General features: G+C 71.4%; 22 protein-coding genes and 1 tRNA gene. 6 read left to right on the top strand and 17 right to left on the bottom strand.

Going from position 1 to position 25632, the window contains the following annotated elements; all coding sequences use genetic code 11:
- Positions 1 to 10: 10 nt before the first annotated feature.
- From OGL88_RS03940 to OGL88_RS03925, 4 genes are all read right to left on the bottom strand, one after another.
- Positions 11 to 361, bottom strand: coding sequence for a TadE family protein (locus OGL88_RS03940; RefSeq protein ID WP_263089857.1), 351 nt, complete (start codon positions 359 to 361; stop codon positions 11 to 13).
- Complete coding sequence (locus tag OGL88_RS03935) at positions 345 to 557, bottom strand: DUF4244 domain-containing protein (RefSeq protein ID WP_263089856.1); 213 nt, start codon at positions 555 to 557, stop codon at positions 345 to 347. The genes OGL88_RS03940 and OGL88_RS03935 overlap by 17 nt, the downstream gene beginning before the upstream one ends.
- Positions 558 to 641: 84 nt before the next feature.
- Entirely contained in the window at positions 642 to 1520 is an 879-nt protein-coding gene (locus OGL88_RS03930) for a type II secretion system F family protein (RefSeq protein WP_263089855.1), read from the bottom strand.
- Positions 1517 to 2536, bottom strand: a complete 1020-nt coding sequence (locus OGL88_RS03925) for a CpaF family protein (RefSeq protein WP_263089853.1) — start codon at positions 2534 to 2536, stop codon at positions 1517 to 1519. Before OGL88_RS03925 ends, OGL88_RS03930 begins: the two co-directional genes overlap by 4 nt.
- Before the next feature lie 679 nt (positions 2537 to 3215).
- On the opposite strand from OGL88_RS03925, the gene acs reads away from it, so the two are divergent.
- Positions 3216 to 5177, top strand: coding sequence for an acetate--CoA ligase (gene acs / locus OGL88_RS03920; protein ID WP_263089852.1), 1962 nt, complete (start codon positions 3216 to 3218; stop codon positions 5175 to 5177).
- A 69-nt stretch (positions 5178 to 5246) separates the two neighbouring features.
- Here acs and OGL88_RS03915 read toward each other — a convergent pair whose 3' ends face one another.
- The gene (locus tag OGL88_RS03915; protein ID WP_263089851.1) at positions 5247 to 5708 is read right to left on the bottom strand and encodes a RidA family protein; all 462 of its coding nucleotides are present in this window, start codon (positions 5706 to 5708) and stop codon (positions 5247 to 5249) included.
- Complete coding sequence (locus OGL88_RS03910; protein ID WP_017888699.1) at positions 5705 to 5863, bottom strand: DUF4177 domain-containing protein; 159 nt, start codon at positions 5861 to 5863, stop codon at positions 5705 to 5707. Before OGL88_RS03910 ends, OGL88_RS03915 begins: the two co-directional genes overlap by 4 nt.
- A gap of 50 nt (positions 5864 to 5913) precedes the next feature.
- Here OGL88_RS03910 and OGL88_RS03905 point away from each other — a divergent pair, with 50 nt between their 5' ends.
- From OGL88_RS03905 to OGL88_RS17985, 5 genes are all read left to right on the top strand, one after another.
- Positions 5914 to 8478: a transglycosylase domain-containing protein gene (locus tag OGL88_RS03905; RefSeq protein WP_263089848.1), complete on the top strand. Its 2565-nt coding sequence runs from the start codon at positions 5914 to 5916 to the stop codon at positions 8476 to 8478.
- Entirely contained in the window at positions 8475 to 9431 is a 957-nt protein-coding gene (locus OGL88_RS03900; RefSeq protein ID WP_263089846.1) for a metallophosphoesterase, read from the top strand. Before OGL88_RS03905 ends, OGL88_RS03900 begins: the two co-directional genes overlap by 4 nt.
- A 90-nt stretch (positions 9432 to 9521) precedes the next feature.
- Positions 9522 to 9595 (top strand) — tRNA-Pro (locus OGL88_RS03895).
- Between the two features lie 150 nt (positions 9596 to 9745).
- Complete coding sequence (locus tag OGL88_RS03890) at positions 9746 to 10771, top strand: sensor histidine kinase (protein WP_263089844.1); 1026 nt, start codon at positions 9746 to 9748, stop codon at positions 10769 to 10771.
- Complete coding sequence (locus OGL88_RS17985) at positions 10768 to 11385, top strand: response regulator transcription factor (RefSeq protein ID WP_263089842.1); 618 nt, start codon at positions 10768 to 10770, stop codon at positions 11383 to 11385. Before OGL88_RS03890 ends, OGL88_RS17985 begins: the two co-directional genes overlap by 4 nt.
- A gap of 81 nt (positions 11386 to 11466) precedes the next feature.
- Here OGL88_RS17985 and OGL88_RS03880 read toward each other — a convergent pair whose 3' ends face one another.
- The 11 genes from OGL88_RS03880 to OGL88_RS03830 form a co-directional block, all read right to left on the bottom strand.
- Positions 11467 to 12504, bottom strand: a complete 1038-nt coding sequence (locus OGL88_RS03880) for an LLM class flavin-dependent oxidoreductase (protein WP_263089839.1) — start codon at positions 12502 to 12504, stop codon at positions 11467 to 11469.
- A 379-nt stretch (positions 12505 to 12883) separates the two neighbouring features.
- Positions 12884 to 13510, bottom strand: a complete 627-nt coding sequence (locus OGL88_RS03875) for a thymidine kinase (protein ID WP_263089838.1) — start codon at positions 13508 to 13510, stop codon at positions 12884 to 12886.
- Entirely contained in the window at positions 13510 to 14211 is a 702-nt protein-coding gene (locus OGL88_RS03870; protein ID WP_235035937.1) for a response regulator transcription factor, read from the bottom strand. The genes OGL88_RS03875 and OGL88_RS03870 overlap by 1 nt, the downstream gene beginning before the upstream one ends.
- Complete coding sequence (locus OGL88_RS03865; RefSeq protein ID WP_263089835.1) at positions 14198 to 15412, bottom strand: hypothetical protein; 1215 nt, start codon at positions 15410 to 15412, stop codon at positions 14198 to 14200. Before OGL88_RS03865 ends, OGL88_RS03870 begins: the two co-directional genes overlap by 14 nt.
- Complete coding sequence (locus OGL88_RS03860) at positions 15409 to 16626, bottom strand: sensor histidine kinase (RefSeq protein ID WP_263089833.1); 1218 nt, start codon at positions 16624 to 16626, stop codon at positions 15409 to 15411. Before OGL88_RS03860 ends, OGL88_RS03865 begins: the two co-directional genes overlap by 4 nt.
- Before the next feature lie 153 nt (positions 16627 to 16779).
- Positions 16780 to 17886 (bottom strand): Rv2578c family radical SAM protein, encoded by a 1107-nt coding sequence (locus OGL88_RS03855; protein WP_205462759.1) that lies wholly within the window; start codon positions 17884 to 17886, stop codon positions 16780 to 16782.
- 46 nt (positions 17887 to 17932) lie between these two features.
- Positions 17933 to 19420 (bottom strand): malate:quinone oxidoreductase, encoded by a 1488-nt coding sequence (locus tag OGL88_RS03850; RefSeq protein ID WP_263089831.1) that lies wholly within the window; start codon positions 19418 to 19420, stop codon positions 17933 to 17935.
- Positions 19421 to 19497: 77 nt separating this feature from the next.
- Positions 19498 to 20550 carry an aspartate-semialdehyde dehydrogenase gene (locus tag OGL88_RS03845; protein ID WP_123292140.1) on the bottom strand — a complete coding sequence of 351 codons (1053 nt, stop codon included), beginning with the start codon at positions 20548 to 20550 and terminating at the stop codon, positions 19498 to 19500.
- A 35-nt stretch (positions 20551 to 20585) separates the two neighbouring features.
- Positions 20586 to 21851, bottom strand: a complete 1266-nt coding sequence (locus tag OGL88_RS03840; protein WP_111084230.1) for an aspartate kinase — start codon at positions 21849 to 21851, stop codon at positions 20586 to 20588.
- Between the two features lie 116 nt (positions 21852 to 21967).
- Complete coding sequence (gene recR / locus OGL88_RS03835) at positions 21968 to 22567, bottom strand: recombination mediator RecR (protein ID WP_111084231.1); 600 nt, start codon at positions 22565 to 22567, stop codon at positions 21968 to 21970.
- Positions 22567 to 25416 carry a DNA polymerase III subunit gamma and tau gene (locus OGL88_RS03830; protein WP_263089827.1) on the bottom strand — a complete coding sequence of 950 codons (2850 nt, stop codon included), beginning with the start codon at positions 25414 to 25416 and terminating at the stop codon, positions 22567 to 22569. Before OGL88_RS03830 ends, recR begins: the two co-directional genes overlap by 1 nt.
- Positions 25417 to 25632 lie beyond the last annotated feature (216 nt).

The raw sequence follows: 25632 nt of genomic DNA, 5'->3' as shown, positions 1-25632 counted from the left end.
GCGCTCGGGGTCAGCGTCCCCCGGTCGCAGCACACGCCGTCGCCCGGAGCGGCAGCGCCGAGAACGGACCGGTGCCACCGCGCGTCGCGTCGACGCACACCAGGTCGTCGGTGCGCCGGACGGTGACGGAGGATCCGGGTGCGATCCGCTCGGCGGCGGCGAGTCCGACGGCGTCGTCGCCGCGCCCGACGCCCCGCGCGGCCGCCGCAGCGGCCGACTGCAGGCGTCCCTGTCCGTCGACGACCAGCACGGCCGCGACGAGCAGGGTGAGGACGAGGGCGACGGCAGGCAGCACGACCGCGAACTCGACCGTGACCGAGCCCCGGTCGGAGCGCCGCCCGTGGTCACAGCGAGAGGGCACCGCGGACGAGTTCGGTGAGGATGGCCTGCACCTCGCCCGAGCGCATGACGGCGACGAGCACGCCGGCGAACGCCACGGCGGCGAGGATGACGACCGCGTACTCGGCGGTCGCGGACCCCTGGTCGTCCTGGGCGACGGCGCGGAGCCGGTCGAGGACGCGGCTGGTGCGACGGATTCGGTTCGGGGTGGTGCTCATGGGTTCGTCCCTTCTGTTGCGGTGATCCCAGCGTCGCGCGTGGCCACCGCACGATCGGGGCCGCGAGCGCCATCTGTGGAGAGGTCATCGCGCACCGACGACGGTGGAGGAGAGGACGCCGACCACGACGGGGACCACCCCGACGAGCACGAACGCGGGCAGGACGCAGACGCCGAGCGGCAGCACCAGTCGGACGGCCAGGCGCTCGGCCGCGGCGAGCCCGGCGGCGGCAGCGTCGTCACGGACGTCCTCCGCGGCGCGTCGCAGCAGTCCCGCCGCGGGCACGCCCGCCCGCCTTGCCAGGTCGAGGACCTCGCGCAGACGGACCACCTCGGCCGCCGGCGGGACGATCCCGTCGGCGGCACGACGGACCGCCTCGCCGGCGTCGATCCACGAACCGCCGCCCGAGACGGCGACCGCCCAGGCGTCGAGGACGACCCCGGGCACGCGTCCGTCCGGCGTCGCCGACCGGACGAGCCGTGCGGTCCAGGCGCGCCCGGACAGGACGAGCACGGCGGCGAGCGCTGAGCAGACCCAGCCGAGCGGCGAGCCCGTGAGGACCTGCACGGCGCCTGACCCCCACGCGGCCCCGAGTCCGAGGCCGAACAACGGCAGCGCCAGGACGACGCGGGCACTGGTGCGCGGGCCGGCGAGGGCGACCCGGACCGCCCGGTCCGACGCGGCCGATCGACGGAGCGCTCCGGCGAGGGCACCGAGGGTGTCCGCAACGGGGGCACCGGTCTGCTCCGCGACCCGCAGGACGACGGCGATGTCCGCGGACGCGGGAGCGATCCCCGCGCGAGCGGCCCCCGCAGGGAGCCGGCCGACCAGTTCCCAGGCCCGCGGCGGCGGGACCCCGGCGGCGACGAGCGTCGCGACCCGGTCCAGGGTGCCGGCCACGCGCGCCGGGTCGAACGGCACGGGACGCCGGGCCCGACGCCCCAGGAGCGACCCCTTGCTCACGGTGCTCCGTCCACCGGGCGCACCCCGAGCCTCCCGTCCGACCCGACGTGGAACGCGCCCACCGCGGCGAGCCGTCGTCCACCAGCCCGACGCTCGACGTGGAGCACCAGGTCGAACGCACTGACCGCTTGTCGGGCCAGCGCCTCGACGCCGAGTCCGGCGAGGGCGCCGAGCGCCTCGAGCCGAGCGGCGACGTCCGCGACACCGTTGGCGTGCACGGTGCCGGCGCCCCCGTCGTGGCCCGTGTTCAGCGCGGACATGAGCTCGCGGACCTCGGCACCCCGGCACTCCCCCACGACGATCCGGTCCGGGCGCATCCGCAGGGCCTCACGCACGAGCCGGTCGAGGCCGAGCGCGCCGACGCCCTCGGCGTTCGCCTGCCGTGCTTCGAGTGCGACCACGTGCGGGTGGGCGATGCGCAGCTCGGCGACGTCCTCGACCGTGACGATCCGCTCGTGGACCGGGACGGCGCCGAGCATCGCGGCGAGCAGGGTGGTCTTGCCGCTGCCGGTGGCACCGGTGACCAGGACGTTGCGGCGCTGGTGCACGGCGTCTTCGACGATGGAACGCGGCACGTGCTCGAAGGTGCCGGCGCGATCGAGGGCGGCGAGGGTCGGACGGTCTGGGTGTGGGAGCCGGATCGAGAGGGCCGTGCCACCGACCGAGACCGGGGCGAGCACGACGTGCACTCGGATCCCGTCGCCGTGCCGGACGTCCGCGCACGGCGTGGTCTCGTCGACGTGGCGGCCGCCGAGCGCCACCAGCCGCGTGGCGAGCTCGCGGGTGCGTGCCTCGGTCAGGCGTGGCGCGACGGCTTCGAGTCCGACGCCACGGTCGGTCCAGGTGCCGACGCCGCCGACGACCAGGACGTCGGTGACCCCGGCGTCCGTCACGAGTCCGGCGAGTTCCTCGAACTCGACGGCACCGTGCGTTCGGCGCCGGAGGGCAGCGGCAGCAGCCCCGGGAAGGAACGGCCCGGCCTCGGGGAGGAACGGCGTGGCACGGTGACGGTGCATGACGCCAGAGCGTAGGAGGAGAGCCGTTTTCGGCATCCGGTGCCACAACCAGCCTGTGGAGGGGTAAGTGCCGACGGCACCAACGGACCGATTTGTCCCCCGAAACGGAAAGCCGTACCCCACTCGGCGACGAGCGCCCGACACGGCGTGACGGCGGACCATGCGAGCAGGTCCCGTCGATCACGGGCGCCGGGGTGGAGTAGCAACTGCTACGAGACCGCCGGGCACTCCATGCGTGAGCATGTACCGGTCTGTCCACTCGACCGGCGTCCCCGTGCGGATCGCCGCCGATCGTCGGCGGCCGGCGAACGCTGATCGCTCGAGCCGGACCCCGGACAAAAGAAGAGGCGGCACCGGTTGGGGGGAACTGGTGCCGCCTGGACACCGAAGGATTGGGGGGAATCCGATTCGATGCCGCCGGAAACGAGTCCAGCAGGATCTACTGTACCCCACGATCCGCCCCTCGGGGCAACCCCCGACACGACCGCCGGGCGTGCCGCCGCGACCAGGACACACCGGCGTCCGCCGTCGCGGCCCCGCTGCCCCGCACCCGGGCCCGCCGCCGCGGCCCCACTCCCCCGCACCCGGGCCGCCGCTCGTCACGGAACCACGCAGCGCACCGGCCGAGGGGTAGTCTCCGTGGCGCACCCTGAGGACGCAACGACGCGAAAGGACATCGATGTCCACTCCGACCCAGACCGACCACCGCGAGGACGACGGCGCCACCTTCCCGCCGACGCCCGAGTTCGTCGCCGACGCCGTCGCGCACGAAGACCTGCACGAGGCCGCCGCCGCCGACCGCGAGGCCTTCTGGGCCGAGCAGTCCCGCAGCCTGCTCGACTGGCGCACCCCGTTCACGCAGACCCTCGACTGGTCCGGCGCCCCGTTCGCGAAGTGGTTCGACGACGGCACGCTCAACGTCGCCGAGAACTGCCTCGACCGGCACGTCCGCGCGGGGAACGGCGACCGCGTGGCGATCCACTTCGAGGGCGCACCCGGCGACACCCGCCGGATCACCTACGCCGAACTCACCGCCGACGTGCAGCGCGCCGCGAACATGCTCACCGACCTCGGTGTCGGGCAGGGTGACCGAGTGGTCGTCTACCTCCCGCTCATCCCCGAGGCGGTGGTGACGATGCTCGCCGTCGCCCGCATCGGTGCCGTGCACTCCGTGGTCTTCGGCGGGTTCAGCGCCGAGAGCCTCCGCGCCCGCATCGAGGACGCCGGCGCGAAGCTCGTCGTCACGGCGGACGGCGGCTGGCGCCGTGGCGCGGTGTCCGCGCTCAAGCCCGCGGTCGACGAGGCACTCGAGGGCGAGGGCACCGACAGCGTCGAGCACGTCCTGGTCGTCAAGCGCGGTGGCAACGAGATCGCCTGGAACGACCGCGACGTGTGGTGGCACGACGAGTTCGCGAAAGCGGACGCCACACACGAAGCGCAGGCCTTCCCCGCCGAGAACCCCCTCTTCATCCTCTACACCTCGGGCACGACCGGGAAGCCGAAGGGCATCGTGCACACCTCCGGCGGGTACCTGACCCAGGCCGCGTACACGCACAAGAACGTGTTCGACATGCACCCGGAGAAGGACGTCTACTGGTGCACCGCCGACATCGGCTGGATCACCGGGCACTCGTACGTCGTCTACGGCCCCCTGGCGAACGGCGTGACGCAGGTGCTCTACGAGGGCACCCCGGACGAGCCGAAGCCCGGCCGCTGGTGGGACATCGTCGACTCCTACGGCGTCACCGTCCTGTACACCGCCCCCACCGCCGTCCGTGCGGCGATGAAGGCCGGTCGCGAGATCCCGGAGGCCCGCAGTCTCGAGACCCTCCGCCTGCTCGGCAGCGTCGGCGAACCGATCAACCCCGAGGCCTGGAACTGGTACCGGCAGGTCATCGGCCACGACCGCACACCCATCGTCGACACGTGGTGGCAGACCGAGACCGGCGCGATCATGATCTCCGCCCTGCCCGGCGTCACGAAGCTCAAGCCCGGTGCCGCGCAGACGCCGCTGCCCGGCATCGTCGCCGAGATCGTCGACGACGACGGCAACCGAGCCGACCCCGGCGAGAGCGGCTACCTCACCATCACCGAGCCGTGGCCGTCGATGGCGCGCGGCATCTGGGGCGACCCGGACCGCTTCGTCGAGACGTACTGGTCGCGGTTCCCCGGCCGCTACTTCGCCGGCGACGGCGCACGGCTCGACGGTCAAGGCGACATCTGGATCCAGGGCCGCGTCGACGACGTCATGAACGTCTCCGGCCACCGCCTGTCGACGGCCGAGATCGAGTCCGCCCTGGTCGGACACGAGGGCGTCGCCGAGGCCGCCGTCGTCGGAGCCGCCGACGAGACGACCGGACAGGCGGTCGTCGCGTACGTCATCCTGACCGCCGAGGCCGCTGCGGACGTCGACCGCGAATCGGCGTCGACCGAACTCCGCAACTGGGTGGGCAAGCGCATCGGCGCGATCGCGAAGCCCCGTCAGGTGGTCATCGTCCCCGAGCTGCCGAAGACGCGCTCCGGCAAGATCATGCGGCGTCTGCTCCGCGACGCGGCCGAGGGCCGCCGCATCGGCGACACGACGACGCTCGCCGACCCGACGATCATGGCGACCATCGCGGAACTCACGGAGTCCCGGTGACGGAAGCAGGGCCTCCCGTCCATCTCGGACTGGAGGCCCTGCTCACGTTCGTTCCGTCGGTCGCTGCCGTCAGGCGGTGAGCTCCACCACCAGCTCGACCTCGACAGGAGCGTCCAGCGGCAGCACCGCGACGCCCACCGCGCTGCGCGCGTGGACCCCGGCATCGCCGAAGACCTCGCCGACCAGCGTGGAGGCGCCGTTCGCGACCCCGGGCTGGCCCGTGAAGGACGGCTCCGACGCGACGAAGACGGTGACCTTGACGACCCGGGCGACGCGGTCGAGCGAGCCGGCGACCGACTCGACGGCGGCGAGTGCGTTGAGCGCTGCCACGCGGGCCTGCGCGGTGGCGGTCTCGGCGTCGACCGACGCCCCGACCTTGCCGGTGACGGGCAGCGCGCCGTCGACGAACGGCAGCTGCCCGGCCGTGTAGACGTACTGGCCGGTGACGACCGCAGGGACGTACGCGGCGACGGGTGCGGCGACCGGCGGGAGCGTCAGCCCCAGCTCGGCGAGGCGGTCCGCGACGCTCATGCGTCGGCCTTCGGGCGCTTGAGGTACGCGACGAGTCCACCCTCGGGGCCGGTGACGATCTGGACCAGCTCCCAGCCCTCGTCCCCGTAGTTGTTGAGGATGGCGGTGGTGTTGTGGATCATCAGGGGCGTGGTGAAGTACTCCCAGCGAGTCATGCGGTTCCTTGCCAGCCTTTCAGTCGTGGGTGTCGTTTAGGCTGCATCCTATGTCTGCCCAGAAGACGTCTGCCTCGCGGACCAAGCCCGTCTCAGCAGTCGGCGCCTTCATCGGATTCGTCGGGTTCAGCGCCCTCGCCGGCCTGCTGGTCACGATCGGGGTCACCCCGGCCATCGCGGTCGCCGGTGTCACGACGACGTCGACGATCGGTGTGTTCGAGTCCCTGCCGGAGTACATCGAGATCGGTGACCTGCCGCAGCGCAACGAGCTGTACGCGTACTCGGGCGGCAAGTCGGTGCACTTCGCGACCGTCTACGACCAGAACCGGCAGGAACTGAAGTTCGACCAGATCAGCGAGCAGCTGAAGAACGCCGCCATCGACGGCGAGGACAAGCGCTTCTACAGCCACGGTGGCGTCGACATGACCTCGCTCATCCGTGCGGGCGTCGGCAGTGTCGCGGGCGGGCTCGGCGAGTCGGGCGGTGGGTCGACGTTGACCATGCAGCTCGTGCGCAACATCAAGATGAACGAAGCCCTGAACCTGCCCACCAAGAAGGAACAGCAGAAGGCCTACAACGAGGCCGTCGAGCAGACCATCCCCCGCAAGCTCGAGGAGATGAAGCTCGCGATCGGGCTGGCGAAGAAGTACTCCAAGAAGGAGATCCTCACCGCCTACCTGAACATCGCCTACTTCGGCGACCAGACCTACGGTGTGCAGGCCGCCGCGCAGCACTACTACAACAAGAGCGCGACGAAGCTGACCCCGGCCGAGGCCGCCTCGCTCATGGCCATCGTGCAGTACCCCGAGGCACGCAACCTGTCGAGCCCGAAGAAGTACGAGGCGAACGTCGCCCGGCGCAACGTCATCCTCAAGTCGATGTACGCGCAGGAGAACCTGACGAAGGCCGAGTACGACCAGGCCATCGCGGCGAGCCCGAAGGACTACGTCCACCTGACCGAGCCGTCGCAGGGCTGCCGGGCATCGGTCGGCGACGGTTCGCAGTTCTTCTGCGACTACGCCGTCAAGATCGTGAAGGAGATGTCCCAGCTCGGCTCGTCGCAGAAGGCGCGCGACACCGCGTGGCGGAACGGCGGCTACAAGGTCCAGACGTCGCTGAACATCGACCTCAACGCCGAGCAGAAGCAGCTCGTCAACACCTACGACAACAAGGCCGAGACCAACCTCGCGCTCGGTGCGACGCTCAACTCGATCGAGGCCGGCTCCGGCCGCATCGTGACGATGGCGCAGAACAAGGACTACGACCAGTCCCTGAAGTCCGCCCCGACGTCGACGTCCATCAACTACAGCGTGGACTACAAGTACGGCAACTCCGGCGGGTTCCAGACCGGCTCGACGTACAAGCTCTTCACCCTGCTCGCATGGCTCAAGGCCGGGCACGGTCTGAACGAGGTCGTGAGCGGCGCTCCACGCAACATGTCGACGGGGTGGACCGCTTGTGGCGCACCCATCACGGCCGGCAACTACAACCCGAAGAACGACAGCCCCGGCGAGAGCGGCAACTACACCGTCGCCGCTGCGACCGCCGGATCGATCAACCTCGCGTTCCTGAACATGGCGCAGAAGCTCGACCTCTGCGACATCCGCGACACCGCGGAGTCCCTCGGCGTGCACCGTGCCGACGGCGGCGAGCTGCAGTACAACCCGTCCGCGGTCCTCGGGACCAACGACATCGCCCCGATGACGATGGCCGCGGCCTACGCTGCCGTCGCCAACAACGGGATCTACTGCAAGCCGATCGCCATCGACCAGATCACCGCGCCGTCCGGCAAGCAGCTCGGCGGCCAGACGAAGGACTGCAAGCAGGCGATCGACCCCGAGGTCGCACACGCAGCCGTCTACGCCATGAAGGGCACGATCACCAGCGGAACGGCACGCGGGGCGCAGACGCCGGACGGCACGCAGCTGTTCGCGAAGACCGGCACCACCGACACGGCGAACCAGATCTGGCTCGTCGGGTCGAGCTCGCGCGTCGCCACGGCGTACTGGCAGGGCAACACCGACGGCAAGCTCAACAACCTCCGTCACTACAGCAACGGCGTGAACGGCACCTACGCCGGCGTCCGTGCGGACGTGTGGAGGCAGGCGATGACCCCGATCAACGCGGTCTACCCCGCGGGACCGTTCACGGACCCGAACACGTCCGCACTCCGTGGCAACGCCAAGGCGCTCCCGGACGTCCGCGGCAAGAGCGCCGACGAGGCCCGTGCCGCCATCTCCGGCGCCGGTTTCTCGTACGTCGACGGCGGGCAGCAGACCGGCGGCGGCGCGGCGGGCTCCGTGACGACGACCTCGCCGGCAGCAGGCTCGCTCCTGTCGTCGGGTTCCGCCGTCACCGTGTACACGTCGGACGGCTCGCAGGGGACCGTTCCCGAGATCGGTGGGGACTCGCTCGGTGATGCCCGCTCCGCCCTCAACGACGCCGGTTTCGGCAACGTCGCCGTGACGGACGACTACGCCAAGGGCGGTGGCAACAAGACCTGCAAGGTCGCAGCCGTCGACCCGGCGATCGGAGCCGCAGCCGACAAGAACACCGATGTGCGGATCAAGCTCTACGGCGACAAGGACGGCAAGGCGCCGAAGGAGTGCAAGTGACGCGCGGTCGCGCCGCCCTCGGGGTCCTCGCAGCCGGAGCGGCCGCCGGCGCCGCCTCGTTCGCCTGGGGTTCCCTGGTCGAACGCCGACGCTTCGGGATCCGGTGGGAGACCGTCCCGGTCCTCCCGCCGGGGTCACGTGACGTGACCGTCCTGCACCTGTCCGACATCCACATGGCCCCGTGGCAGGCCGACAAGCAGCAGTGGCTGCGCGACCTGTCCCTGGTCGAGCCGGACTTCATCGTCAACACCGGCGACAACCTCGGGCACCCCACGGCGAACGCGGCCGTGGAGTACGCGCTGGAGCCGTTCCGCGGCGTCCCCGGCGTGTTCGCGTACGGGTCGAACGACTTCTTCGGGCCGTCGCCGCGCAACCCGCTGAAGTACTTCTCCGGTCCGAGCCGGATGCACAGCGGGGCGAAGCCCGTCGAACTCGACATCGACCGGCAGACGGCGTTCTTCGAGTCCCTCGGTTGGCTCGACCTGAACGACCACGCCCACGCCGTCGAGCTCCGCGGCTCGCGCTTCGAGCTGTTCGGCACCTCGGACGCCCACCGCGACTGGGACCGCCTCGACCTGCTCCCCACGAACGTCGACGAGATGCGCGGCGAGGTCCCCTGGTCGGAGGACGAGGACGGCCCCACTCCCGTCGCGATCGGTGTCACGCACGCGCCCTACCGCCGCGTGCTCGACGCCTTCGTCACCCAGGGCGCAGACGTCATCTTCGCCGGGCACACGCACGGCGGCCAGGTCCAGGTCCCCGGGGTCGGCGCCCTCGTCACGAACAGCGACCTGCCCCGCCGGTACGTCAGCGGACTGCACAAGTGGGAGCACCGGAACCACTGGTCGTGGCTCGAGGTCTCGGCCGGTCTCGGCACCTCGATCTACGCGCCCGTGCGCTTCGCTTGCCGCCCCGAGGCGGTCGTCGTCACCCTCACCGCCCGCACCTCCTGACGACGCGCCCGGGAGTTCGCCGGATGGTCGTGAGCACCCCGATCATCGGATAGTATTGTCGGGTTGCTCCGGTACGGAGTGATCACACCGCGGGGTGTGGCGCAGCTTGGTAGCGCGCCTCGTTCGGGACGAGGAGGTCGCAGGTTCAAATCCTGTCACCCCGACACTGTGTTGAGACAGTACGAAGAAGGCCCTGGTTCTCCGGAACCGGGGCCTTCTGCTTGTTCACGGTGGGGCGCTCGGTACTACACCTTCCGACACACGACGTGACCGCTGCTCCTCCGGCTGCGACGACGCGGCTAGCCTCGACAGCGATGTCACGCGCCGACCACCTCCGCCCGGTCCTCGAACGGATCGCCGCACAGTTCCCCGAGCTCGCCGACGACCCGGTCATGACGCGGAACCTCGTCGACAACGTGACGTCGATGGTCGCCGAGGCACACGAGCGCTACGCCGCCGGTGCCGAGGACAGCGTGGTGAGCGGCGCGTACCTCGATCCGGACCACCTGGCCACCGGCTCTCTGCACGCCGAGCAGTCCCAGCACCCGGCCGGCGCGATGCTCGCCGCGGAGATGCTCTTCGACGCCTACCTGCCGGTCTTCGTGGACGAGGTCCGCGCGGAGTCCACCGCCGAGGTCCTGCGCGCCACCAGGGCCCTGCATGCGGGCATCTGGCGCCGGTTCCCCGCCGGGGCCGTCGCCTACACGGAAGCGCTGCGCCAGCGCGTCACGACGGCGCACCTGGACTCCCGCACGCAGATCGCCCGAGACCTGCACGACCGCGTGGCGCACGGCATCCTCGCCGGGCTGCAGCGACTCGACCTGGTGCTGCTGACCGATCCCCCGGCCGGCGAACGGGCCGACCAACTCGACGACGCGGCGCGACTGCTGCGCGGAGCGCTCGGCGACGTGCAGGACCTCGCGGTGAGCCTGCACGCCCGCGTGGGCGACGCCCTGCTCGACGACGCGGTCGCCCGGCACGCCAGGGACCTGTTCGCCGACGACGACCGTCTGTCGTTCAGCACCACGGGTGCGTCCGAGCACCTGCCGAACTGGCAGGCCGAGGAAGCACTGACGATCCTGCTCGAGGCGCTCACGAACCGGCGGAAGCACGCGCCGAGCTCCTCCGCCGAGGTGCACTTCGCGTGGACCCAGGCCGCCCTCGTCGTGACGGTGTCCGACGACGGTCCGGGCTTCGACCCCGCCGCCGACACCGATGGGCGCCTCGGGCAGCAGACCATGCGCGAGCGAGCCGCCGTCATCGGGGCGCGACTCGACGTCGACAGCGCCCCTGGTTCCGGCACCACCGTCCGCCTGACGATCCCGAGGGGCATGCTGTGACCATCACGCACGTCGCCATCGTCGACGACCACCAGCTGTTCCGCGAAGGACTGGCCACGATCCTCGCGGCCGTCCCCACGATCCGCGTGGTCGCACACGGCGAGCGTCCGTCCGACGTCCTCGACTCCCCCGAGGCTGCCGCCATCGACGTCCTGCTCCTCGACGTCGAGCTCGACGGTCCGCCGGCGCGCACCACGATCGCCACGGTGCGCCGAACCCGTCCGGACATCCGCGTGGTGGTGCTCACGATGCACCGGGATGCCGTCCTGCGCCGGACGCTGCTCGACGCCGGCGCGGTCGACTTCGTGACGAAGGACACCCCGAGCCGCGAGCTCGTCGACCGCATCGCACGGGCCGCGCACGCCGACGCCGCGCCGGTGACGTTCCCGGTCGACCTGGTCAGCGAGGCCCGCGCGGGCTCACCGCTCAGTGACCGCGAACTCGAGGTCCTGCGGCTCCTGGCGGCCGCACGCACCAACGCCGAGATCGCGGCGGACCTGCAACTCGCGATCGGCACGGTCAAGCGGCACGTCTACAACGTGTTCCGCAAGCTCGACGTCGGTTCGCGGGTCGGCGCCGTGGCTGCAGCGACGCGCCTGGGCCTGCTCACCTGAGGCTCCGCTCCACTTGGTGAGCAGAAACGGTCGGGTGCCCGACGGCGACCCGACCATTTCTGCTCACCAAGCGAACTCGAACTAGACCGACGCACCCGCGGGCACGAGCCGCCCCGCGGCGTGCAACCCCGCGACGACGTCGAGCGCCTGGTGCCGGTACCGCGCCTGCGCAGCCCCCGGCGCGACGATCACGCCGTTCGCCCCGGTGGACTCCACGAGCGCGTTGATCTTGTCCGCCACCTGGTCGGCGGTGCCGTACGCCTGGCGCTCGGTCCGGGCGGCGATGAACCGACGCTCGAGGTCGTTGAACTCGTACGCACGGGCCTCGTCCATCGAGACCGGCTCGGGCTTCGCCCCCTGCCGCATCCGGATGAACGAGATCATCCCGGGAGCGCTCTGCTCGTCGACGACGGCCGGGTCCTCGTCGGTGACGACCTGCACGCCGATGAGTGCGTTCGGCGTCTGGCGGAACCGCGAGGGCCGGAACGAATCGCGGTACAGCGCGAGCGCCGCCTCGGTGTTGTCCGACGCGAAGTGGTGGGCGAAGGCGAACGAGACGCCGAGCGCCCCGGCCACCTGGGCGCTGTACCCGGAGGAACCGAGCAGCCAGAACTCCGGCACGTCGCCGTACCCGGGGACGGCACGGATGCGGGACAGCGGGTTCGACTCGTCCATGCCGGTGAAGAACCCGATCAGGTCGGCGAGGCGGTCCGGGAAGTCGTCGACGTCGAGCCGGTCGGTGCGGCGCAGCGCCATCGCGGTCGCCCCGTCGGTGCCCGGCGCACGGCCGAGCCCCAGGTCGACGCGGTCGCCGTACAGCGCACGGAGCGTGCCGAACTGCTCGGCGATGACGAGGGGTGCGTGGTTCGGCAGCATGACACCGCCGGAACCGATGCGGATGGTCGAGGTGGCCGCGCCGACGGCGCTCAGCAGGACCGCGGGGGCCGACGAGGTGATGCCGGGCATGCCGTGGTGCTCGGCGACCCAGAACCGCTCGTAGCCGAGCTTCTCGGCGTGGACCGCCATGTCGATCGAGCCCTGCAGGGCTTCGGTGTTGGACTGGCCGTACTCGCGCGTCGCCAGGTCCAGGACGGACAGGTGCAGGGTGTCGTCGCTCATGTGGTCACCAACGCGCGCCGCGGCGCACGCATTCCACGACGAGACCGCCTCCTCCACCGGTCAGGACACGCCGTCGTCCGCCAGCCGACCGGTCACCAGGCGTCGCCCGGACGTCGCACAAGCGACGGGTCGCGACCGAACGGCGGACGCATGCGGCGCGCCGTGGACGTCAGGCGCGACGGCCGGGAGGCCCGTGGCGGGGCTGCACCGCGCCTCCAGGCCCTCTGCGGTCGCGTCTCGAACGCCGAGCGGTCACGACGTGCTGCGCGCACCGCGCGGACCGGTCACGGCCGGTCGCCCGACGAGCGCACCGTCGACGCGACGCGACCGCTCGACGAACCCGAGCGGGGTGTCGTGACCGGCCGGCGGGCGCGACCGCTCAGGCGCCGTCGAGCCGGCCGCCGGACTCCGTCAGGTAGCAGTTGGCGCAGAGCGACTCGTAGGCCACGTCGACGCCGTCGATGGCGACCTGCGAGCCGTCGAAGACGAACCGGCCGTCGACGGTGCGGGCGTTGAAGACCGCCTTGCGACCGCACCGGCAGATCGTCTTGAGTTCTTCGAGCGAGTGCGCGACCTCGAGCAGGCGGGCGCTGCCCGGGAACGCCTCGGTTCGGAAGTCGGTGCGGATGCCGTACGTGATCACCGGGATCTCGTCGAGGACCGCGATGCGCAGCAGGTCGTCGACCTGTCGCGGGGTGAGGAACTGCGCCTCGTCGACCAGCACGCAGCTGACGGAGCGGATCATGCCGTCGAGGCGGTCGGACTGGGGGTCGACGGCGCCGGCCGCGGCGACCGCGGACCGGACGTCGGCATCGGGGGCGAAGACCAGGTCGACGGTGCGGGTGACACCGAGGCGGGAAACGATCTCACGGTCGCCCTTGGTGTCCACCGCGGGCTTCGCGAGCAGGACCCGGTGACCGCGCTCTTCGTAGTTGTAAGCAGCCTGCAGGAGCCCCGTGCTCTTGCCGCTGTTCATCGCGCCGTAGCGGAAGTAGAGCTTCGCCACTACGCGAGGAACCCGTCCTCGGCGGCCCGCCGGATCAGGTCGGACTTCTTCGAGGCGGGACGGCCGACCTTGCTGTACTTCTCGCGGACCCGGCGCAGGTAGGTCTTCGCGGTCTCGTACTGCACGTTCATCTGCGCGGCGACCTCGTTCGTCGAGTAGCCGGACACGTACAGCCGCAGCGCTTCTTCCTCGCCGTGGCTGAGCTTCGGACGCTGGTGTGCGGCCGCGCCGGTGGGCAGCGGACGCCACTCGCGCGGCTGCGGGGTCTCGCGTGCGACGCCCATGATCTCGCGGGCGACGTCCATGACCTCGCGCATCGGCAGGGACTTCGACAGGAACGCCGCGGCGCCTGCTGCCAGGGCACGGTCGCGGGACTCGCGGCTGTCGACGCTGGAGAGCACGATCACCTTCGCACCGGCGGCGCGGCAGGTGCGGACACGGGCCTCGATCGAGACGGGTTCCTTGAGCTGGAAGTCGAGGAACACCAGGTCGGTCGGGAAGCTGTCGCTGTGGACCATCTCGAGCCAGGTGTGCGCGGTCAGGGCCAGGTCGAAGTCGAACGCGTTCACCGCGATCCAGCTCGACAGGCTGTCCAGCAGCACCTCGTGGTCGTCGAGGATGGCCAACCGCACACGTCGTGCCCCCGGGTTCGGGAGGGACGGGGACCCCTCCGAGAGCCTGTTCGGGTCAGTGCTGGTCATAGGAGAACCTTAGTGCGAGGGCGGACGGACGAACCGCGACGTCGAGGTCGGGGAACGTCACACGGAGGACGGCGAAGTAGGGGTCGAAGGTGCGGTGGATCCCGATGTCGGAGTCGGCCACGGCGAGGTCGAGTGCGAGCAGCACACGGGCGCCGCGGGCAGGGTCGGTGCGGGCCGGGTCGGCGCGTGCTGGATCGCCGCGGGTGACCGCGTCGTCCTGCCCGTCCGCGCGCCGGACCGTTGCGCGGAACCCGGCAGGGTCGACGGTCGAGGCACGGAAGGCCGCCCGCAGGAACGTCCGCACCACGGAGCGCTGGTCGGCGTCGAGCATCGCGGTGAGCCCGTCCGGGTCGTCGACGAGCGGGGCGTCCCCGCCCTCGACCCGCACGGCCTGCTCGAACCAGGTGCGGTCCGCGTCGGCGACCATCGCCCGGCGGATGCCGTCGGCGATCAGTCGTGCCCGCTCGCGGTCGGCGTCGGTGATGACCTCGCGCGTGCGCAGCTCGGCGAAGAACGGCGCGACGTCGCGGGCGAGGATCGTCGACCGGTCCTGCTGCACGCTCGCCGCGATGCCGTCCCGCTCCGCACGCTCGACGGAGTAGGACCCGGCCCGGATCTGCACCCGCTCGGCCAGGCCCGCGAACGTCCACGCGAAGACGGCCGACGCAGCGGTCAGCACCAGGGTCGGCGCCGCCGCCAGGAAGGCCGCGACGGCGACGGGGATCTCGTGCGGGAACGTCGCGGCGCCGACGCCCCAGGTCACGGCGTTGACGACGGCGAGCAGGGCGCCGCCGATGGTCAGGTCCGTCCACGGCCGGTACGGCGCGACCATGACGATGCCGGTCGCGGTGATGAGCGACATGAAGTCGTTCAGGGCGCTGCGGTCGGGTCCCCACTGCGCGGCGACGCTCGTCACCGCCGCCAGGCCGAGCAGGCCGACGTGCGCGACGAACGCCCAGCGCGGGAACGGTGCGCGGAACGGACTCGAGGCGGTGAAGACGACCGCTGCCGACGCCGCGACCAGGATGACGGTGAGCGCGCTGAGGGTCGGGCTGCCCACGACGTCACGGTCGAACACGGACACCAGGAGCGCCCAGACGATGCTGGCGGCGCCGAGCCCGATCGCGAGCGGACGCGACCCCATCGCGCCGAGCGGGTCGTACTGCTGCGCGGTCCGACGGGCCTCGGCCGTGGCGCTCACCGGTCGGCTCCTTGCACGTCAGGGGTCGCGGCGTCGGTCGTGGCGGTGACCGGTCCGAACGGCACCGTCATCATCACGCTCGTCCCCGAACCGGGTGACGACCAGATCTGGACGTCGCCACCCACCCGACCGATGCGGTCACGGACGGAGCCACGCAGGCCCATCCGGTCGGAGCCCGTGGAGTCCTCGTCGAAACCACGACCGTCGTCGACCACCATCACGGTGCACGATGAACCGTCGTCGAAGACGCTGACCTCGGCCGCGTCGACGCCGGCGTGCTTGCGGACGTTGGCCAGACACTGCCCCACGGCGCGGACGAGCGCGGTGACGGCACGCTGGTCGAGCCGGTCGAGTGCGGACGGGTCGCCGGACACCGTGACGTCGAGACCGGCCGCACGGTGCTCGTCGACCATGACGGCGAACGCGTCGACCGCTGCACCCGGTCGCTGCCGGGCGTCCGGTGCCAGCCACCCTTTGCCGGTCAGGACGGCGACGTCGGCCTCGACGGTCCGCGCCAGGTGCGGGTCCATCGGCCCGTCGGGAGCCAGGGCGATCGCGTTGAGGTGGTTCAGGACGGTGTCGTGCAGGATCGCAGCGGCCTCGGCTTCGACCCCGGCACGGTACGCGGAGACGTGCTCCTCACGAGCCGACCGCAGCAGCTCCGGCTGCACCCGCTCCGACCGACCAGTGCTCCGGCTCGTGAACAGCACCAGGACGACCACGAAGCCGAGCGTCACCCAGGCGAGCACGAGGGGACGCGGCGGGCCGTCGGCCTGGACGACCGCGATCCACGTCGCCGCCCGACCGGTCAGGAACCCGAGGAAGGACCACAGCACCACGCGGCTCGGCACCGCGCCGGCACCGCCGACCAGGATGAGCGGGATGACCGCCAACGACAACAGGTACGAGGTGACCCAGCCCAACGGGACCTGCTGCTGCACGACCATCGCGAACCACCAGGCGCAGACGCCGCCGACGACCAGGAACGCGACCGCGGAGCGCCACGTGCCGAACTGCACGTGCACGCCGATCATGCCGAGCATCGGGACGAGCGCCAGGACCGCACTGATCACCTGCACGTCGGGCTCGGACAGCCGGTACAGCAACAGCGCGATCGCCGCCGCCACCAGCGACCCGATCGCACCGGCGTGGAAGGCCCGCACCGTCGACCACGCGTTCACTCGCGGAGCGAGGTGCGTGGGGATGCCGAGCACGAGATGGGTCCTTCCGGGTGGCGGGAATGCCGCCCACGATCAAACACCTCGGTGCTGACCGTGTACCCCGAAACTGCGTCCGTTCGGCGACCCGGTCGATGATACCGGCCCCCACGACGCACCGATGTCCCCCGAACGCGCGCACCTCGGTGCTCAGAACAACGTCTGCGTCGTGACCGGTCGGAGCAGACGGCGGTCGAAGCCCGGATCCGCACGCTTGAGCGGCGAGGCCGTGGGGATCGACTGTTCCTGCGGCACCGTCGAGGGGTCCGAGAAGCCCATCGACCCCGTCGCCGGGTCGACCCGCCCCAGGCCGACGCCGTGCGCCGCCAGGATCGGTCGGATGCGCTCCGACAGCCACCGGCGGTAGTCCTTCGGCGCGAAGGTGTTGTCGAGGTACATCGCCCGGTAGCGCGCCACCAGGTCGGGCCGTTCGCGTCCGAGCCACTCGAACCACCACGGCTTCACGCCCGGCCGCAGGTGCAGCGCGGAGTACATGACGCTCGTGGCGCCGGCCGCCGCAGCCCGACCGACGGCGTCGTCGAGGTGTGCACGGGTGTCGGTGATGTACGGCAGCACGGGCATGAGGAACACCGCACAGTCGAGCCCGGCGTCGCGGATCGCCCGCACGGTGGCGAGCCGCGCGGCCGTCGTGGGCGTGCCGGGCTCCACCGACTGCTGCAGGTCGTCGTCGTACACGGCGATCGACATCGCGAGGTCGACCGGCACCACCTTCGCCGCCTCGGCCAGGAGCGGCAGGTCGCGCCGGAGCAGTGTGCCCTTCGTCAGGATGCTGAACGGTGTGCGGCTGTCCGCCAACGCCTGGATCACCCCGGGCATCAGTCGGTACCGCCCCTCGGCCCGCTGGTACGGGTCGGTGTTCGTGCCGAGCGCGATCGGGTGGCGGTCCCACGTGGGCTTGCCGAGCTCGCGCCGCAGCACGTCGGCCACGTTCGTCTTCACGACGATCTGCTGGTCGAAGTCGGCGCCGCCGTCGAACTCGAGGTAGGTGTGCGTCGGCCGCGCGAAGCAGTACACGCACGCGTGGCTGCACCCCCGGTACGGGTTGATGGTCCACCCGTAGGTGCCGGAACCGTCGGCGCTCGGCACCCGGTTCAGCGCGCTCTTCGCCAGGACTTCGTGGAACGTGACGCCCGCGAACTCGGGCGTCGTCACACTGCGGACGAACCCGCTGTTCGACTCCATGCCCGGCAGTGCATCGCTCTGCTCGGCATCGATCGCCTGTCCACTCCACCGCATGCCGTCATTCGAACACATGTTCGAACGGGCCGCAAGCCGGAGCTGGTCAATGGTGGAGTCCGAGCACCTTCGCCGTGCGCTCGAGGGTGGCATCGGCCAGGGCGGCGTCGTCTCCGAGGTCCTGCCCGTAGGTCGGGACCATCTCGTGGACCGCGTCCTGCCAGGCGTCCCAACGGTCCGGGAAGCACTTCCGGAGCAGGCCGAGCATGATCGGCACCGCGGTCGACGCCCCCGGCGAGGCCCCGAGGAGCCCGGCGATCGAACCGTCGGCAGCCGTGATGACCTCGGTACCGAACTGCAGCACCCCGCCCTTGTCCTTGTCGGGCTTGATGACCTGCACCCGCTGGCCCGCGATGATCTTGTGCCAGTTCTCCGGCTCGGCGCTCGGCATGAAGTCGCGCAGCGCGTCGAACTTGGTCTGCTTCGAGGCGAGCAGCTGGCCGATCAGGTAGCGCACCAGGTCGAAGTTCGAGAACGCGACGCTCAGCATGGGGCGCAGGTTGTGCGGTCGGATCGACTTGAACAGGTCGAGCAGCGACCCCTGCTTCAGGAACTTCGGGCTGAACCCGGCGTACGGCCCGAACATCAGCGACGCGTTGCCGTCGACGATGCGGGTGTCCAGGTGCGGCACCGACATCGGCGGCGCACCGACGCTGGCCTTGCCGTAGACCTTGGCGGCGTGCTTCTGCACGACTTCGGGATCGTCGGTGCGCAGGAACTCGCCGGAGACCGGGAAGCCGCCGTACCCGCGGATCTCCGGGATGCCGGACTTCTGCAGCAGCTGCAGGGCCCCACCACCGGCACCGACGAAGACGAACTTCGCGGCGATCTTCTGCGTCGACCGACCGACCTCGTTCAGGACGTCGAGCGCCCAGCCGTCGAATTCCTTGCCCCGCGAGATGTTCTTGACCTGGTGGTTCGGTTCGAACTCGAGACCGTCGAGCTCGAGCTGGTCGAACAGCTGCCGGGTGAGCGACCCGAAGTCGACGTCGGAGCCCGCCGCCGAGTAGGTCGCCGCGATCGGCTGGTCCTTCTTGCGGCCGGGGATGAGCGCGGGTGCCCACTTGCGGATCTGAGCGGGGTCGTCGGAGAACTCGATCCCGGCGAACAGCGGATGCCCCCGCATCGCCTCGTACCGCTTGCGCATGTACTCGACGTTGTCCGCGCCCCAGACGAAGGAGATGTGCGGGGTCGGGTTGATGAAGTTGGACGGGTCGGGCAGCGCGCCGGTCTCGACCAGGTGCGACCAGAACTGCCGCGAGACCTGGAACTGCTCGTTGACCGTGACGGCCTTGGCGATCTCGACGCGACCGTCGGCGAGCTCGGGCGTGTAGTTCAACTCGCAGAGCGCCGAGTGCCCGGTGCCGGCGTTGTTCCACGGATTCGAGGACTCTTGCGCGACGGCGCCGAGACGCTCGTAGACGCGGATCTTCCACGATGGCTCGAGCCGGTGGATGATCGCGCCGAGGGTGGCGCTCATGATGCCTCCCCCGACGAGGACGACATCGATCGGGTCCACCTGCTTCACTGCCACCCGTCGATCCTACTGGCGTCGACCGACAGGCCGGTCAGCCGCGCGCGGAGACCGAGTCGCCGCGTGCGGCCGTGCCGCTACGCGGCGACGGTACGGCGCGCGACGATCGCCTCGGCGATCTGCACCGCGTTGAGCGCTGCACCCTTCCGCAGGTTGTCGTTGCTGACGAACAGCGCGAGCCCACGACCCTCGGGCGCGGACTGGTCGGCACGGATGCGGCCGACGAACGCGGGGTCTTGGCCGGCGGCCTGCAGCGGCGTCGGCACGTCCGACAGCTCCACACCGGGTGCGCTCGACAGGATCTCGGTCGCACGCTCGGGCGACAGCGGACGCTCGAACTCGGCGTGCACCGAGATGGAGTGGCCGGTGAAGACCGGCACACGCACGCACGTGCCGGCGACGAGCAGGTCGGGGAGCTCGAGGATCTTGCGGCTCTCGTTGCGGAGCTTCTTCTCCTCGTCGGTCTCGCCCAGGCCGTCCTCGACGATGCTGCCGGCGAGCGGCACGACATCGAAGGCGATCGGGCGGACGTACTTCACCGGCTCGGGGAACGTCACGGCGGAACCGTCGTGGGTGAGCGCTGCGGTGTCCTGCTCGAGGGCGGCACGCGCCTGGCCGAGCAGTTCCTCGACGCCGGCGAGCCCGGAGCCGGAGACGGCCTGGTAGGTCGTGGCGACCAGACGGCGGAGCCCGGCCTCGGTGTCCAGCACCTTGAGCACCGGCATGATCGCCATGGTGGTGCAGTTGGGGTTCGCGATGATCCCCTTCGGCGCCTGGTCGATCGCGTGCGGGTTGACCTCGCTCACGACGAGCGGGACCTCGGGGTCCATGCGCCAGGCGCTCGAGTTGTCGACGACGAGCGCCCCGGCCGCGGCGAACTTCGGCGCGAGGGCCCGCGAGGCGGTGGCGCCGGCCGAGAACAGGGCGATGTCGATCCCCGACGGATCGGCCAGCTCGGAGTCCTCGACCACGATCTGCTCGCCGCGGAACGGCAGGGTCGTGCCGGCGGACCGGGCGCTCGCGAAGAACCGGACCTGGTCGGCCGGGAACGCGCGCTCTTCGAGCAGACGACGCATCACGGCGCCGACCTGTCCGGTGGCGCCGACGACGGCGACGGTGAGGGTGCTCATGCGGTGCTCCTGGTGGGTCAGCGGGTCAGCGTGGGTCAGCGGCCGGTGCCGGCGTAGACGACGGCTTCGGCATCGGCGTCGAGGTCGAACGCGCTGTGCACGACCCGCATCGCCTCGTTGAGGGTGTCGGCGCGGGTGACGACCGAGATGCGGATCTCCGAGGTGGAGATCATCTCGATGTTGATCGACGCGTCGTGCAGCGCGCGGAAGAGCTTCGCCGAGACGCCGGCGTTGGTGCGCATGCCGGCACCGACCAGGGCGAGCTTGCCGATCTGGTCGTCGTACTGGATGCTCTCGTACCCGATGTCGGACTTCGCGACCTCGAGCGCCGTGAGCACGGTCTGGCCCTGGTCCTTCGGCAGGGTGAACGAGATGTCCGTCCGCCCGGTCGACGCCGCCGACACGTTCTGGACGATCATGTCGATGTTCGCCCCGGCGCGTGCGACGTTGGTGAAGATCTCGGCGGCCTTGCCCGGCTGGTCCGGGACGCCCACGACGGTGATCTTCCCCTCGGAGAGGTCTCCGGCGATCCCGGTGATGATCGGTTCTTCCACGGTTTCCCCCTCGGCAGGGTTGTAGACGATGGTGCCCTCGGTGTTGTTGAACGAGGACCGGACGTGCAGGGTGACGCCGTGCCGGCGGGCGTACTCGACGGCACGGATGTAGAGGACCTTGGCGCCGGACGCCGCGAGTTCGAGCATCTCCTCGCTCGTGATGCGGTCGACCTTGCGGGCCTTCGGCACGACACGAGGGTCGGCGGTGAAGATGCCGTCGACGTCGGTGTAGATCTCGCAGACGTCGGCGTCGAGCGCGGCGGCGAGCGCGACGGCGGTCGTGTCCGAGCCACCCCGGCCGAGCGTGGTGATCTCGCCCGTCGTGCGGTTGAACCCCTGGAACCCCGCGACGATGGCGACGTGGCCGGAGTCGAGCGCCTCGCGTACGCGCTTCGGGGTGACGTCGACGATGCGCGCCTTGCCGTGCTGCGCGTCGGTGAGCATGCCCGCCTGGCTGCCGGTGTACGACGAGGCTTCGACGCCGAGGCTCTTGATCGCCATCGCGAGCAGCGCCATCGAGATGCGCTCCCCCGCGGTCAGGAGCATGTCGAGCTCACGGCCGGCGGGGATCGGGGTGACCGAGTGCGCCAGGTCGACGAGTTCGTCGGTGGTGTCGCCCATGGCCGAGACCGCCACGACGACGTCGTTGCCGGCCTTCTTCGTCTCGACGATCCGCTTCGCCACGCGCTTGATGCTCTCGGCGTCCGCGACGGAGGATCCACCGAACTTCTGCACGATCAAGGCCACTGGCTGGTACTCCCGGAGACGGCGACACCGCGAGGTCACGCGGTCTCACAATGGTAGTCGGTGTTTCGAGGATGTTGCGTGCGAGCCGCCCCAGACGCAACGATCCTGCGTGGGGCTCAGCCGCCGACGACGCGCCGGCCCTCGAACGCACGGCCGAGCGTGACCTCGTCGGCGTACTCGAGGTCGCCGCCGACCGGCAGACCCGAGGCCAGCCGGGTCGTCCGGATGCCCATCGGGACGAGCAGCCGGCTCAGGTAGGTCGCCGTCGCCTCGCCCTCGAGGTTGGGGTCGGTCGCGATGATGACCTCCTCGACCGTGCCGTCGGCCAGGCGGGTCATGAGCTGCTGGATCCGCAGGTCGTCCGGGCCGATGCCGTCGATCGGGCTGATCGCGCCACCGAGCACGTGGTAGAGCCCGCGGAACTCACGGGTGCGCTCGATCGCCGCGACGTCCTTCGCCTCTTCCACCACGCAGATCGTGGCCGGCGACCGGCGCGGGTCGCGGCAGATGCTGCACTGGACGTTCTCGGTGACGTTGCCGCAGATCTCGCAGAAGCGCACGCGCTCCTTGACGTCCGCCAGCAGCTCGGACAGCCGCGACGGGTCGAACGACTCGGTCTGCAGGATGTGGAACGCGATGCGCTGCGCCGACTTCGGGCCGATGCCCGGCAGGCGACCGAACTCGTCGATGAGGTCCTGGACGATCCCGTCGTACATCAGGCACCGTCCTGGTGGAGAGCGGTCTCCTCGATGAACTGGGCATTGAGGATCTCACGCACGACGGCCTCGCCGTAGCGACCGGCGACCGGCGCACGACGTGCCGGTGGTGCGGTCCGCGGCGCGGCCGGCGGAGCGGTCTGCGCGCGCGGGGCGGCCGGCGCCTGCGCGGGCGCTGCGGCGGATCGACCGTGACCGGGGTCCGGGAACGGCGCGCCGTCGTCGTACGGTTCGTCGTCCAGCGGGTAGTCGTCGACGGGCACGCCCGGTGCGACGGGTCCTCCGGGAGGCGCGGCGACCGTCGACGACGCCGCCTGCACACCGCCGTCGGTCGGCTGCACCCCCTGCGGTGCGGTGGCACCGGCGGGTTGCGCGGGCGCCTCGAACCGGGGCTGCTGCGGATCGACGGACTCGGCCGGGGCGACGGGCGCGGCGGCCGGGGCGGTGCCGAAGGGTGCCGCCCAGCCGGGCTCGACGGACTCGGGCACGGCGTCGGCGGTGGGGTCGCTGGCGGGGATCGTGGCGACCGCCCAGTCGGTCACGGGTGCGCCGGACGGTGCGGGCGCCTGCGCAGGAGCGGGTGCCTGCGCCGGAGCGGGTGCCGGCTCAGCAGCGGGTGCCTGCGCCTGCTCGGCAGCCAGCGCCTGCGTGGGAGTGGGTGCCGGTTCCGGAGCGGGTGTCTGCGCCGGACGTGGCTCCGGCTCGGCGGCGGGAACGGACTCCGGCGCCGCGGCTTCGGGTGCCGCCGTCGTGGCGGGCGCTGCGGAGGCAACGGCCTCGGCGGGGGCGGTCGGGCCGTCACCGGTGGCTGCAGCAGCGTCGGAGGCCGGAGCCGACGACGGAGCGGGCGCGGCGGACTGCGGTGCCGACGATGCCTGCGGCTGCGCTTGTGGCTGCGCAGCGGGCTGGCTCGCCGGCGCCGGACGGCCGGCCGGGGCGGACGGCTGCTGTGCGGGAGCCGGGGTGCGCTGTTGACCAGGGCCCCCGGGACCGCGGGCGACGAACTTCACGCGGAGCCCGATGACGTCCATGATCGCGGCGCGGAGCAGTTCGCTGACGCTGGCCGAGGGGTCGGACATCTCCTTGAACGAGGCGACGTCCTGCTGGCTCGGGAAGGTCAGGGTCAGCACGTCGTCGCGCAGCGCGGTCACCTGTGCGGTGACGACCACCGACCACGCCGACCGCTTGGCGTGCTGCACGTGCTCGACGATCTGCGGCCAGGCGTCGCGCATCTGCTGGAAGCCCACGGCGCCGACGGTCCGGACCGCCGGCTCGTCACCGATCGTCGTGCCCTGACCCGTGGACGAAGCACTGACGGGTGACGAGGTGCTGGCGGGTGACGAGGCGCTGACGGGTTCGGTGGCCCGGGCGGTCGGGGCAGCGGGCTCGGGAGCGCTCGGGACGGCGGCAGCCCAGGAGGCTGCGGCATCACGTGCCGCACTGCCGGCGTCGGACTGCGCCGGAGCCGCGTTCGCCGACGTCGCGGCGGGAGCCTGCTGCGCCGCCGGAGCCTGCTGCGCCGCCGGGGCCTGCTGGGCGGCGGGGACCTGCTGCGCGGCGGGCTCCTGCCGACGCGGCGCCGCAGCCGACGACGGGGCCGGTTCGGGCGCCGGGCTGGTGGCGGCCGGCTGTGTCGACCCCTGCGCTGCGACCGCGCCGGACGGTGCCTGGTGTCCGCCGGCATCCCCGACACCGACGCGGCGCTCGAGCCGCTCGACCCGGGCGAGGGCCCCACGCTGGGTGTCGTCGGCCTCGGGCACGAGCATGCGCGCCGTCATGAGCTCGAGGTGCAGCCGGGGCGAGGTCGCTCCGGTCATGTCGGTCAGCGCCTTGTTCGCGATGTCCGCGCCACGGGACAGCCCGGTGGCACCGAAGACGCCGGCCTGCCGGGTCATGGTGTCGAGCTCGTCCGGCGAGACACCGCGCAGGACCGCTGCGGCGCTCTCGTTCGTCGCCGCGACGACGATCAGGTCGCGCAGCCGCTCGAGCAGGTCCTCGACGAAGCGACGCGGGTCCTGACCGGTCTGCACGACCCGGTCGATCGCGGCGAAGGCGGAGGCCGGGTCGGCCACGGCGAGGGCGTCCACGACGTCGTCGAGCAGCGCGGCGTCGGTGTAGCCGAGCAGGGCGACCGCGCGCTCGTAGGCGATCGCGCCGTCTTCGCTGCCGGCGATGAGCTGGTCGAGCAGGGACAGGGTGTCGCGGACGGAACCGCCGCCGGCGCGCACGACCAGGGGCAGGACACCGGGTGCGACCGTCACCGACTCCTGCGTGCAGAGCTGCTCGATGTACTCGAGCATGACGGCGGGCGGCACGAGCCGGAACGGGTAGTGGTGGGTGCGCGACCGGATGGTGCCGATGACCTTCTCCGGCTCGGTCGTCGCGAAGATGAACTTGACGTGCTCCGGGGGTTCTTCGACCAGCTTGAGCAGGGCGTTGAACCCCTGCGGGGTGACCATGTGCGCTTCGTCGAGGATGAAGATCTTGTAGCGGTCACGCGCGGGGGCGAACACGGCGCGGTCACGGAGGTCGCGCGCGTCGTCGACGCCGTTGTGGCTCGCGGCGTCGATCTCGATGACGTCGAGCGAACCGCTGCCGTCGCGGGCGAGCTCGACACAGCTCGGGCAGACGCCGCACGGGGTGTCGGTCGGCCCCTCTGCGCAGTTGAGACACCGCGCCAGGATCCGGGCCGAGGTCGTCTTGCCGCAGCCACGCGGGCCGCTGAACAGGTAGGCGTGGTTGACGCGGTTGGTGCGGAGCGCCGTGCGGAGCGGGTCGGTGACCTGCGACTGCCCGATCAGCTCGGCGAAGTTCTCGGGCCGGTAACGGCGATACAGGGCGGTGACCACGCGACCAGGGTAGCCGGGACGACCGACACCCGCGTGCCCCTCCACAGGTCCACGGGCACTGGACCGGACCGCCTGCGCAGGGTGGGCCGAGCGCACGGACGGCACCGCGCCTCCCGGCCGACACGGGGTCGGACAGGAGGCGCGGTGCGGGACGCTGCTCGGGCTCAGCCGCGGCTGCGGCGGCGGGCGCCCCTGGCCAGGCGGGAGAGCCCCAGC

Source organism: Curtobacterium sp. RIT-PI-V (genome assembly GCF_025642935.1).
Classification (GTDB): domain Bacteria; phylum Actinomycetota; class Actinomycetes; order Actinomycetales; family Microbacteriaceae; genus Curtobacterium.
Note: the sequence above shows the minus strand (reverse complement) of the source record. Positions and strands in the feature narration are given on the sequence as shown.